General features: G+C 40.3%; 10 protein-coding genes. 9 read left to right on the top strand and 1 reads right to left on the bottom strand.

The genetic code is table 11. From position 1 onward, the window contains the following. Positions 1–651: 651 nt before the first annotated feature. From H5079_RS16790 to ihfA, 5 genes are all read left to right on the top strand, one after another. Positions 652–1,707: a DUF2066 domain-containing protein gene (locus tag H5079_RS16790; RefSeq protein WP_011328578.1), complete on the top strand. Its 1,056-nt coding sequence runs from the start codon at positions 652–654 to the stop codon at positions 1,705–1,707. Continuing rightward, positions 1,707–2,417 carry a DnaA regulatory inactivator Hda gene (hda, locus tag H5079_RS16785; RefSeq protein ID WP_172459224.1) on the top strand — a complete coding sequence of 237 codons (711 nt, stop codon included), beginning with the start codon at positions 1,707–1,709 and terminating at the stop codon, positions 2,415–2,417. Before H5079_RS16790 ends, hda begins: the two co-directional genes overlap by 1 nt. Before the next feature lie 84 nt (positions 2,418–2,501). Further along, positions 2,502–3,482 (top strand): phenylalanine--tRNA ligase subunit alpha, encoded by a 981-nt coding sequence (pheS, locus tag H5079_RS16780; RefSeq protein ID WP_011328576.1) that lies wholly within the window; start codon positions 2,502–2,504, stop codon positions 3,480–3,482. A 15-nt stretch (positions 3,483–3,497) separates the two neighbouring features. Continuing rightward, positions 3,498–5,885 (top strand): phenylalanine--tRNA ligase subunit beta, encoded by a 2,388-nt coding sequence (pheT, locus tag H5079_RS16775; protein WP_182684515.1) that lies wholly within the window; start codon positions 3,498–3,500, stop codon positions 5,883–5,885. A 2-nt stretch (positions 5,886–5,887) separates the two neighbouring features. After that, positions 5,888–6,187 carry an integration host factor subunit alpha gene (ihfA, locus tag H5079_RS16770; protein ID WP_011328574.1) on the top strand — a complete coding sequence of 100 codons (300 nt, stop codon included), beginning with the start codon at positions 5,888–5,890 and terminating at the stop codon, positions 6,185–6,187. 66 nt (positions 6,188–6,253) lie between these two features. Here ihfA and H5079_RS16765 read toward each other — a convergent pair whose 3' ends face one another. After that, entirely contained in the window at positions 6,254–7,054 is an 801-nt protein-coding gene (locus H5079_RS16765) for a DUF2989 domain-containing protein (protein ID WP_089368513.1), read from the bottom strand. 200 nt (positions 7,055–7,254) lie between these two features. On the opposite strand from H5079_RS16765, the gene H5079_RS16760 reads away from it, so the two are divergent. The 4 genes from H5079_RS16760 to H5079_RS16745 all read left to right on the top strand — a co-directional run bounded on the left by H5079_RS16760 (position 7,255) and on the right by H5079_RS16745 (position 12,200). Beyond that, entirely contained in the window at positions 7,255–8,697 is a 1,443-nt protein-coding gene (locus H5079_RS16760; protein WP_011328572.1) for a glyceraldehyde-3-phosphate dehydrogenase, read from the top strand. Positions 8,698–8,871: 174 nt separating this feature from the next. Further along, positions 8,872–9,999, top strand: a complete 1,128-nt coding sequence (locus H5079_RS16755; RefSeq protein ID WP_011328571.1) for a M14-type cytosolic carboxypeptidase — start codon at positions 8,872–8,874, stop codon at positions 9,997–9,999. A 148-nt stretch (positions 10,000–10,147) separates the two neighbouring features. Further along, positions 10,148–11,815 (top strand): sodium:alanine symporter family protein, encoded by a 1,668-nt coding sequence (locus H5079_RS16750; protein WP_182684514.1) that lies wholly within the window; start codon positions 10,148–10,150, stop codon positions 11,813–11,815. 58 nt (positions 11,816–11,873) lie between these two features. Continuing rightward, entirely contained in the window at positions 11,874–12,200 is a 327-nt protein-coding gene (locus tag H5079_RS16745; RefSeq protein WP_011328569.1) for a hypothetical protein, read from the top strand. The last annotated feature ends 1 nt before the right edge of the window (position 12,201 follow it).

The following is a 12,201-nucleotide window of genomic DNA, read 5'->3' as shown; positions in this document are numbered from 1 at the left end:
TTGGACCCACCTGACCCCATGCCGAACTCAGTAGTGAAACGAAACAGCGCCGATGATAGTGTAGCATTTGCTATGTGAAAGTAGGACATTGCCAGGCTCCAAATTGTAGAAAGCCCGACTAGAAACAGTCGGGCTTTTTTACGTCTGCAGGAAAGTAAGGTTCGTACAATTAATGCCCACTCATCCAACACCTAACACGTAAGTCGGGCGAGCGCAGCGACTCCCGACACTCAAATCATAAAAATATCACCACTGACTAATGAGTGTGTCGCATTTGCACTGTGACTTTCTACTGCGTTGTCGCTACGAAGTAGCGCACCGACACTCAAATCATAAAAACATCACCACTAGCCAATGAATGTGGGTATTTGCACTGTGACTCTCCACTGCTGTGGGCATTAAGACACTACCAGGCCTAATTAAAGACTCCGATTCTAATTATCGCTTTGTTATTGAGCTCGTTATTTAATATTAAATTACTCATTAACTTTATGCGATTAGTATAAAAACATTAAATTGTTAGACAAAAATAACCCCATCAGCAATCTCTGCTAGCACCTAGCACTTTTTCCTACAAATAAAATATAATTTTGCTTTGTGGGTTGCTTTGATTTAGGATCAAATCAGTTTAAAACTAAGAACAAATAGCCTGTGTATAGATTATTATTAAGTGCCTTATCAATTATATTTTGCTTTACTGCATCAGCGGTTGAAGTAACTGATCTTTATCAAGATATTTTAAAAGTTGATGATAAAACTCGAGACACGCGTTTAGCAGCAAGTCGTAAAGCATTGCTGAATGTTCTAGTGAAAGTCAGCGGTGATGAAAGTGCTGATCAAAACAGCTTAGCGCAACAAAAAACTCAAGATATTTCAGACTACATGCTCAAGTTTGAGTACGACGAGAGTACAACCGGTAACTTAAAACTTGTTGTTAAATTTGAAGCGCGAAAAATTAATGCATTAATTAAAGAGCTCGGTTTACCCTTATGGGGTGTGCAACGGCCATTAATTGCAATATGGTTAGGTATTGAAGATAACTGGCGCAGAGAGCTAGTTACTCAAGAAAGCTACCCACAACTAGAACAGTTAATATACGATAAAGCAGGGCGACGTGGTTTACCGGTTGTGGTGCCTTTACTTGATTTACAAGACAGACGTCTAGTAGGTATTCCTGAAGTATGGGGTAACTTTTCAGAGCCAGTAGAAGAGGCCTCTAAGCGTTATAGTGCTGAGCGTAGTATTACAGCCAGAATGTATAAGCAACCAGATAGTGAAAACTGGGTTTTAGATTGGCGATTTACTAACGATGATCTTTTTGAATTAAATAGATTAACGGGTGATAAACAACAAGTTGTTGCGCAAATGATAGATACGTTAGCGAAAGGGCTAGCTAATGAATATGCAATTGATCCAAATGCTTATTACGAGCAAGCAGCGGCAACTTTAACTCTAAAAGGTACGCAAAGCTTTGTTGATATTGAGTTGGCTAAACGCCGGTTATCAAATTTAAGTGTGGTAACTCAGGCTACTATTATACGAAAAACCCCAGATTTAGTTGAGTTCAAACTTAATCATACGGGTAGTGTGGTTGATTTAAAAAAAGCATTAGGGCTTGATGCTGCGTTTAGAGATTATGTTGATCCAAGTGCTTTTTATCATATTGTTGATAAAAACAGTTTAGAGTATCAATGGATTGGTGAGTAATGCTAACTCATGAGCCAATGCAAATGGCATTGCCGGTTACTTTGCCCGATGACGAAACCTTTACCTCGTACTTTGGTGGTGAGGACTCTTTAGAAGTAAGTCATTTAAAAGACAGTTTTTCAAAATTGTCGCAATCTTTTCAATACACTTATTTATGTGGTTTGGGCGATTCAGGGAAATCTCACCTTTTGTACGCTACGTGTATTCAAGCGCAAGAGCGCGGCTTATCAAATATGCTGTTATCTATGCGAGAAGTTATTGATTTTGGCCCTATGGTATTAGAAGGCTTAGAAGCCCTTGATGTTTTATGCATAGATGATGTGCATTTGGTAGCGGGTGATGATGCGTGGGAAAAGGCCTTATTTAATTTTTTTAATCGCTTTAACGAGCCTAAAAAAATGTTAGTGGTGACCGCTGACTTACTCCCCGACATGCTAAATATTAGCTTACCAGACTTAGAATCGCGGCTAAAATGGGGAACTACACTGCAAATTCGCTCAATGAGCGATGACGATAAAGCACAAGCTTTAGTTAAACGCACAAAAATGCGTGGCTTAGAGCTAAGTGACGAATGCGCCCGATTTTTATTAACGCGCTTAAGCCGTGATATGCGTACATTACTTGACGTATTAGACAAATTAGATCATGCATCTATGGCCGCACAACGAAAATTAACAATTCCTTTTATAAAATCAACGTTAAAGCTCTAGTAGGTCTAGAATCTAGGCACTGCTTTCAGTTATCATAAGTTATTACTTAACAGCAATCACCTTCTGTGAAAGATCAGGTATCCAATGAACTTAGAAAATATATTAGCGCAAGCACTTGAGGCGGTAGCCAGTGCCAGTGAAATCGCGCAGTTAGAAGAAATGCGGGTTAATTACCTTGGCAAAAAAGGCGAGATCACCAGCTTACTTAAAACGTTAGGCAAAATTGCCCCTGAAGAGCGTAAAGAAGCGGGCCAAGTTATTAATCAAGCTAAACAAGATGTGCAAGCTGCTATAAACGATAAACGTGAGCTGTTAGCCAGTAAAGCGCTAGAAGAAAAGCTAGCCGCTGAAACTATCGATGTAACATTACCTGGGCGTGTTATGCCTACTGGTGGCCTACATCCGGTTACACGTACCATTGAGCGCATAGAAAGCTTTTTTGGTGAGTTAGGCTTTGCAGTTAAATCGGGTCCTGAAGTTGAAGATGACTTTCATAACTTTGATGCGTTAAATATTCCTGAGCATCATCCAGCCCGTGCTGATCACGACACTTTTTACTTCAACCCTAAGCTGGTATTGCGCACGCAAACGAGTGGCGTACAAATACGTACAATGGAAGTTGAGCAACCGCCGCTGCGTATTATTTCTCCTGGACGTGTATATCGTAACGATTATGACCAAACGCACACGCCTATGTTTCATCAGGTTGAAGGCTTAATGGTCGACACAGATGTGAGCTTTACTGAACTTAAAGGTATTTTACACGACTTCCTGCGTAACTTTTTTGAAGAAGACATGGAAATTCGTTTCCGTCCTTCATTTTTCCCTTTTACAGAACCTTCAGCAGAAGTAGACGTAATGGGTAAAGACGGCAAGTGGCTAGAAGTATTAGGCTGCGGCATGGTACACCCTAACGTTCTTAAGTCTGTGGGCATTGATCCTGAAAAATACACCGGCTTTGCTTTTGGCATGGGTGTAGAGCGCTTAACTATGTTGCGTTATGGCGTAAACGATTTACGTGCATTTTTTGAAAATGACTTAAAATTCCTAAACCAGTTCCGTTAAGAGTGAAACAATAATATGAAATTTAGTGAAAAGTGGTTAAGAGAGTGGGTTAATCCAGCCATTGATACGCAAGCTCTGTCGGAACAGCTTTCTATGGCTGGCCTAGAAGTTGATGGCGTAACACCTGCAGCAGCAAAATTTAATGGTGTATTGGTAGGTGAAGTTGTTGAATGTGGACAACATCCTGATGCAGATAAGCTACGCGTTACCAAAATTAATGTCGGTGGTGATGAACTACTTGATATCGTATGTGGCGCACCGAACTGTCGTTTAGGCATTAAAGTTGCGGTTGCAACTGTTGGCGCAGTGCTTCCTGGTGATTTTAAAATTAAAAAAGCCAAGTTACGTGGCCAACCTTCAAATGGCATGTTGTGTGCCTTTGTTGAGCTAGGGATTAGCGAAGAAGGCGATGGCATTATGGAATTGCCAAGCGATGCGCCAGTAGGTACAGATTTACGTGAATACCTAGGCCTTGATGATAATATTATTGATGTTGATTTAACACCAAACCGTGGTGATTGTTTAGGTATAAAAGGCTTAGCGCGCGAAGTGGGCGTACTTAACAGCATTGACGTAAACGTATTACAAATTCCAGCGGTTACAGCAACAATTGACGATAAAGTATCGATTGAATTAGTTAATGAAGATGCATGTCCTCGCTACCTTGGGCGTGTGATCAAAGGCATTAACCTTGATACAGCAACGCCGTTATGGATGGTTGAAAAACTACGTCGCAGCGGTGTGCGTTCAATCGACCCAGTAGTTGATGTTACTAATTATGTATTACTTGAACTTGGCCATCCAATGCATGCATTTGATTTAAATGCGATTGAAGGTGGAATTAAAGTACGTAGTGCAAACGCCGGTGAAGAGCTAGTTTTACTTGACGGTAATAGCGTTAAATTAAACGAATCTACATTAGTGATAGCCGATCATAATAAAGCACTAGCCATTGCGGGTATTTTTGGTGGCGAGCAATCGGGTGTTACAAATAAAACGTCTGATATATTACTTGAAAGCGCATTTTTTAACCCTGTAGCAATAGCTGGGCAAGCACGTAGCTACGGTTTACACACAGATGCATCGCATCGTTATGAGCGTGGTGTTGATTTTGCGCTACAGCATGATGCAATAGAGCGTGCAACAGCGTTACTACTTGAAATAGTAGGCGGTGAAGCAGGCCCAGTGGTTGAAGCCGTTGCCGCAGATAAACTACCTAAAGTGACTGAGGTTCGTTTACGTCGTAGCCGTTTAGACCGTGTTATTGGCCATCATATTGAAGATGAGAAAGTTACTGATATTTTAACTCGCTTAGGTTTTAACGTAAAAGTTGAAAACGACAGCTGGAGTGCAGATGTACCTAGTTACCGTTTTGATGTGCGTATTGAAGAAGATTTAATTGAAGAAGTGGCGCGTGTTTACGGTTACAACAGTATTCCTAATGTTGCACCGACTGCTAAGCTTAAAATGACTACCCATAACGAAGCGACTATCGCACTAAGCAAGTTTCGTAATACGCTAGTAGCCCGTGGTTATCAAGAGGCTATTACGTACAGTTTTGTCGACCCTAAAGCGCAAGCTATTTTGCACCCAGAATGTCAGCCGCTAGTATTACCGCACCCAATTTCAATTGAAATGTCTGCAATGCGAGTAAGCTTAATGCCTGGCTTATTGGCGTCGCTAGCGTATAACCAAAATCGTCAGCAACCGCGTATTCGTCTATTTGAACACGGCCTTAAATTTTTAAGTGACGAAAATGCCGAAAATGGTGTTAACCAAGTGCCAGTAATTGGCGGTGTAATTACCGGTCTTGCGCATGGCGAACATTGGGTTGAAGAAAAACGCAACGTCGATTTTTACGATGTGAAAGGTGACGTGGAAGCACTACTGGCAATTACCAATGATATGAGCCGCTTTGAAATTAAAGCAGAGCAGTCAGACGGTTTGCATCCTGGTCAATCAGCGGTAATTTATGTTGCTGGTAAAAAGGTCGGTTTTTTTGGTGCATTACACCCTCAAGCGCAAAAGTCGTTAGATATCAATAATGCTACTTTCGTGTTTGAAATTGAAATGTCGGCAATCGAAAAAAGAAATTTACCGCAAGTTGCAGGGGTGTCTAAATTCCCTTCAAATCGCCGCGACATCGCGATTTTAGTGCAAGAGAGCGTAAATATTGGCGATATTTTAACAGCGATAGAAAAAGTTGGCGGAAATCAATTAGTTGACCTAAACTTATTCGATGTGTATAAGGGCAAAGGTATTGAGCCAAATTATAAGAGTTTGGCGATTGCTCTAACACTGCAATCGGTTGATAGAACACTCGAAGAGAAAGATATCAATCTAGTAGTTGATAACGTGGTGGCCACACTGGCCGAACAGTTTAATGCATCGTTGAGGGACTAGATATGGCGCTTACTAAAGCCGACATAGCTGAACACCTATTTGAAAAACTCGGGATCAATAAAAAAGATGCCAAAGATTTAGTTGAAGCGTTTTTTGAAGAAATCCGCTCAGCGCTTGAAAAAGGCGAGCAGATTAAGCTCTCTGGATTTGGTAATTTTGATCTTCGTGATAAAAAAGAAAGACCGGGACGTAATCCGAAAACAGGGGAAGATATTCCTATTTCGGCGCGTCGCGTGGTGACCTTTAGACCTGGGCAAAAACTTAAAACCCGAGTAGAAGTGGGCACAAGTAAAGCAAAGTAATATAAAAAAGGCAGCGTAAGCTGCCTTTTTTATTATTAATGTTTTATTTAACTACGCCTAGGTTACTTAAAACTCCCTAGGTGATACAAACTTACCAGCGCGAATTTGCTGAAAAGTTTGTTGCGCTAAAGAATCTAAACTATCAAGATTTTTTCTGCTGCTTGCCAATTGCTGCTCTACAGCAAATATATCAACGTTTTCTATCCCCGACATCTGCGCAACTTTAGAAAAAACATAGGCATGTTTATAATTTTGTTGTTTATAAAACAAACTGACCAAAGAGGTAAACACCTCGGGATCAGGTATTTGCTGTGCTTTATTAAGTTCTAATGTTTTGTAGAGCAAATCAATCGTTTTATCATCATCAAATTTAATATAATACGATGCCAAAAAAAGTTGCATTTCAGCACTTGTTGTCACCCTTTCATCATGCTCCAAAGCTAAAAATTTAGTCAGTGCTCGCTGATCGTTATTACGCGACCAATGATAGTAAAGTAAGCCTGGGTGATTAGTACTTTTAGTATCTTGATATAATCGCGTCATTTCTTTAATACTGGTTAATTTACCTTCTACACGAGAGGTCTTTTTTTCTTTTAATTTTATATGCTCAATTTTAGCTGCAAGCGTAATACACTGATTATATGATTCAAACTCTTTAAGTAGCTGATATTTATTTTCATCAGTTGGGTGCTTATATTCAATATAACGCTGCAAAATAGTGTTAGAACGCTGCTCCCGACAATGATTATCTTTATTTAGATCGTTGCAAAAACCGGGCGTTTCTTTACATACTTGGGCCAAGCTTAGTGGCTTTTCACATCCGGCTAAGGTGAGTACTCCAAGCACTACTATTAGTCTTATAACCATCCTCAACCCTTAAATATATTAATATAATGTTATTCTAACGCAATCATTTAGCCTCTAACAGTAGAGAATAAAGCAAGATTAAATTAGAATAGGGAAGTCACTAGAGTGCGTTGACTTATCAGGGTCGAAATCATTTCAACTTTTGATGGTTAAATGCTCTAGGGCTATCCGTTCAAAAATGTTTAACTTAGGTAAATAAAATGACCTCATCTCACGAGTTAGAATACACAAATAGTTGGCAAGAACGCCAAGGTTACGCAGAAAGCATGCAACCAATCATTGGTAAGCTTTATCGTAGTCGTGGTATCGAAATTGCTGTTTATGGCCGCCCACTTGTAAATGCAAGCCCAATTGAAATTATCAAATCTCACAAATCAGTTGCGCAGTTTGAAGGTACAAAATTACGTTTACGTGAAAGCTTCCCATTTTTAGAAGCGATTAGCAAAATGGATTTAAATTCTGCACGTATCGATATTGGTAAGCTTGCTTATAGCTATTTGTATAATGATGCTGCAAACGGTCGTTCTGTTGAAGAGTTTGTAAAAGATGAGCTCGCTGAAATTGCTGATTTACCAGCTAAAGAATCACGCGATGTGGTGCTTTATGGCTTTGGTCGAATTGGCCGTTTACTTGCACGCCTACTAATTGAAAAATCAGGTCCTTATGCTGACTTACGCCTACGCGCAATTGTTGTACGTGGTGGTAAAGATGGCGACCTTGAAAAACGTGCCAGTTTATTACGTCGTGATTCAATTCATGGTCCATTTAATGGATCTATCACTGTTGATAAAGAACGTAATGCAATTAAAGCTAATGGTAGCTACATCCAGGTTATTTACGCTAACTCTCCTAGCGAAATAGATTACACAGCCTACGGCATCGACAATGCACTTATTGTTGATAACACAGGTATTTGGAAAGATGAAGCAGGCCTTGGTCAGCATTTAGAATGTAAAGGCGCTGCTAAAGTACTATTAACGGCTCCTGCTAAAGGTAATATCAAAAACATCGTATATGGTGTAAATAACAAAGATATTTTACCTGAAGACAAAATTGTATGTGCAGCAAGCTGTACAACTAATGCCATTACACCAACACTTAAAGCATTAAACGATAAGTTTGGCATTAAAAATGGTCACGTAGAAACGGTTCACTCGTATACTAATGACCAAAACTTAATTGATAACTACCACAAAGCAGACCGCCGTGGCCGTGCTGCTGCACTTAACATGGTAATTACTGAAACAGGCGCTGCAAAAGCGGTTTCAAAAGCACTACCAGAGCTTGAGGGCAAACTAACGGGTAACGCAATTCGCGTACCTACACCTAACGTGTCGCTGGCTATTTTGAACCTAAACTTAGAAAAGAGCACCTCGGTAGAAGAGCTAAATGCATTTTTACGCGATACCGCACTTCACTCAGACCTGCGCGACCAAATTGATTACACCGCTTCTACTGAAATCGTATCTACCGATTTAGTAGGTAGTCGTTACGCTGGTGTGGTTGACTCGCAAGCAACTATTGTTGATGACAACCGTATTGTACTTTACGTTTGGTACGATAATGAATTTGGTTACAGCTGCCAAGTGGTACGTTGTATGCGCGATATGGCCGAAGTGGCATTCCCAAGCTTACCTCACTAATTTATTAGTCGTTATACAAAAGCCAGCATTTGCTGGCTTTTTTGATTATCAATATTTTTAAAGCGCAGCGCTTATGGTACGCTTTATACATTAGATACGGCTAATCGCAGCGTACTTACATCCTGGCTATTTATGCAGTCCAGAGACACTTAGTCAACTTATAGGTTTTTTGTCATGAAAATCAGTAGCAATTTCGATAGTGGTAATATTAAGGTTATTGAAGCCACCGATCCATTAAATATCCAGTTAGAGATTAATAACGATTTCCAGTCTGAATTTTATCAGTGGTTTCATTTTCGCCTAGAAACAACCCCTTACCAATTACATAAGCTAAATATAAACAAGCTCGAAAATTCAGCTTATCCAGATGGCTGGGTAGATTATCAGGCGGTTGCATCGTATGACCGTCAAACGTGGTTTCGTGTACCTTCAAGCTACGAAAATGGCACATTAAGCTTTGAAATAGAGCCAGAGTGCGGCAGTGTTTATTTTGCTTATTTTGCACCATATAGCTATGAGCGTCATTTAGATTTACTTACGTGGGCGCAAAGCCAGCAAATTTGCCAATTAGAAACATTGGGCGAAACCCTTGATGGCCGCGACATGAGCGTACTTAAAATTGGTGAGCCAAGTGCAGATAAGAAAAACATTTGGATCACAGCTCGCCAGCATCCGGGTGAAACAATGGCGCAGTGGTTTGTAGAGGGAATACTTCACAAACTACTTGATGACGAAGACCCGCATGCTGCTGCATTACTATCAAAAGCAGTATTTTATATTGTGCCAAACATGAACCCAGATGGTAGTGCTCGTGGGCACTTACGTACTAACGCTAAAGGCGTTAACTTAAACCGTGAATGGCAAACGCCGAGCATGGAAAATAGCCCAGAAGTTTATTTAGTGCTTAATAAAATGCGTGAAACAGGCCTAGATATGCACCTTGATATTCATGGTGATGAAGCAATCCCGTATAACTTTGTAGCCGGCAGTGAAGGCATTCCAAGTTATGATGCGCGCTTAAAAGATCTAGAAGATAGCTTTAAAGCTGCTTTGTTAACCATTACTCCTGAGTTTCAAGACGAGCATGGCTACCCTAAAGACGAGCCAGGCCAAGCTAACCTTACAGTAGGTTCATCTGCAACAGCAGAAGAATTTAAGGCGCTTACCTATACAGTCGAAATGCCATTTAAAGATAATAACGACTTACCCGACCCAGATTACGGTTGGTCAGATCGTCGTTCATATCAATTTGGCCAAGATACTTTGGCGGCTATCGTAAATGTCGTTGATAAATTAAGATAAATTAGTATAAGGTAAGGGCAACATTAAAATGTTGCCCTTTTTTGTTACAACACTTACAAAAATAACAAGTGCGCAACGGCACAATAAACTGTGGCTTAACGAATGTTTAGTCAGCAATTTCAAAATAAAATAATAAGAGGAATTTAGCGTGGATGCATTCGGACAACTTTTAGATAGCCTAGATGGCATGTTAGGAGGAGCAGTATGGTTTCCTTATGTGTTATTAGGGGTTGGTTTATTTTTTACTATTTATTTAAAATTTCCCCAAATACGGTATTTTAAACATGCTTGCCAAGTTGTTTCGGGTAAGTTTGATAAAAAAGATACAGAAGGGGATACCACTCACTTTCAAGCACTTGCTACAGCACTATCGGGCACAGTAGGCACAGGTAATATTGGTGGCGTAGCACTGGCTATATCAATTGGTGGGCCTGCGGCGTTGTTTTGGATGTGGATGACCGCATTTTTTGGTATGACTACCAAGTTTGTAGAAGTTACCTTGTCGCATAAATACCGTGAAAAAACTGAAGATGGCACTATGTCTGGCGGCCCAATGTATTACATGGATAAACGCCTTAACATGAAATGGCTGGCCATTTTATTTGCCGTAGCCACTGTAATTAGCTCGTTTGGTACAGGCAGCCTGCCACAAATTAATAATATTGCACAAGGTATGGAAGCCACCTTTGGTTTTGCGCCTATGGCCACAGGTGCAGTGTTATCTATTTTACTTGCCTTGGTTATATTAGGCGGCATTAAGCGTATTGCAGCAATTACATCACGCGTAGTACCGTTAATGGCGGCTATTTATATTATTGGTGCTCTGGCTGTTATTTTTTATAACGCTGAAAACATCGGTCCTTCATTTTCTGCTGTATTTTTGGACGCATTTTCTGGCTCTGCTGCCGCAGGTGGCTTCTTGGGGGCGTCATTTGCTTATGCGTTTAATCGGGGTGTAAACCGTGGTTTATTCTCTAACGAAGCGGGTCAAGGTTCTGCGCCTATAGCGCATGCTTCGGCAAAAGCTGATGAGCCAGTATCAGAGGGTATAGTATCTATCCTAGAACCTTTTATCGATACCATTATTATTTGTACGCTTACGGGGTTGGTTATTTTATCCTCGGGGGTGTGGAATGAAAAATTTCAAACTCATTTTGAGCGCTCGGCTATGAGTATTATTAAAGGCGATTACACAGAAGAAAACCAAACACAGCGCGAAGACCTCTATAAATATCTTAATGGTCAAAAAAGTAATATAGAGACGTTTACCGGCAATATTGAAGTGGTTAATGGTGAGGCATTGAGTACAGGTTTTACGGTACTACATTCACGCTCAATTGCAGAGGATGTACGCTTTGGTATTACTGAAAAGCACAAATACACAGGTGTTGTAGAAGTAATAGATGGCATGCCAACAGATGACAGCATTAGTTTAGTGGGCAAATCATTGGTACATTCAGCAGAGCTAACTACCAAGGCTTTTAAACGTGGTTACTTTGGCGATAGTGGCCAGTACATTGTATCAATAGGCTTATTGCTGTTTGCGTTCTCTACTGCCATTGCTTGGTCGTACTATGGAGATCGCGCAATGATTTACTTATTAGGGCATCGCTCAGTAATGCCGTATCGCGTATTTTATGTGGCTGCATTCTTTTGGGCATCGTTCGCCGATACTACCTTGGTATGGAAGTTAGCGGCAGTGGCTATTGTTGTAATGACACTACCTAACTTAATTGGCATTATGTTATTGCGTAAAGAGATGAAAGAATCGGTAGATGACTACTGGGTCAAATTCAAAAAAGACAACGAGAAATAAAACAAGTACAATAAAGGCGCCGCAAGGCGCTTTTTTTATGCGTAGTATGGAGAGATGTATGGCGATTATCCGTTGCCCTAAATGTGCCAAATCAATATCAGATAAACACGCGCAATGTCCGCATTGCGAAAGTAACGTTGCCGACTTAAATAATGAGCAAGTTCAACAGCTTCAACGTGAGCAGCGAATTAAAAAACAGCAAATGTTTATAACTCACTCATTTTTAGCACTTATCCTATTTTTAGGCGGTTTTTTCTGTTTGTACTTCTTACAACCGCAAGAAAAAACACCTCAGTGGTATGCTTACACCATCGCTATTGGCGTGGGGTGTATTTGGTACCTTATTAATCGTATTATTTTAGTGACTCTAAAAAAGAAAAAATGAC

It is taken from the genome of Pseudoalteromonas sp. SG44-5, from assembly GCF_014164175.1.
Lineage (GTDB): Bacteria > Pseudomonadota > Gammaproteobacteria > Enterobacterales > Alteromonadaceae > Pseudoalteromonas > Pseudoalteromonas nigrifaciens.
The sequence above is the reverse complement of the archived record's forward strand: the minus strand, read 5'-3'. Positions and strand labels throughout refer to the sequence as shown.

Coding starts and splice junctions, on each gene's coding strand:
- hda (WP_172459224.1), top strand. CDS start 1,707: ATGCTAACTCATGAGCCAATGCAAATGGCATTGCCGGTTACTTTGCCC.
- pheS (WP_011328576.1), top strand. CDS start 2,502: ATGAACTTAGAAAATATATTAGCGCAAGCACTTGAGGCGGTAGCCAGT.
- pheT (WP_182684515.1), top strand. CDS start 3,498: ATGAAATTTAGTGAAAAGTGGTTAAGAGAGTGGGTTAATCCAGCCATT.
- ihfA (WP_011328574.1), top strand. CDS start 5,888: ATGGCGCTTACTAAAGCCGACATAGCTGAACACCTATTTGAAAAACTC.
- H5079_RS16765 (WP_089368513.1), bottom strand. CDS start 7,054: ATGGTTATAAGACTAATAGTAGTGCTTGGAGTACTCACCTTAGCCGGA.
- H5079_RS16760 (WP_011328572.1), top strand. CDS start 7,255: ATGACCTCATCTCACGAGTTAGAATACACAAATAGTTGGCAAGAACGC.
- H5079_RS16755 (WP_011328571.1), top strand. CDS start 8,872: ATGAAAATCAGTAGCAATTTCGATAGTGGTAATATTAAGGTTATTGAA.
- H5079_RS16745 (WP_011328569.1), top strand. CDS start 11,874: ATGGCGATTATCCGTTGCCCTAAATGTGCCAAATCAATATCAGATAAA.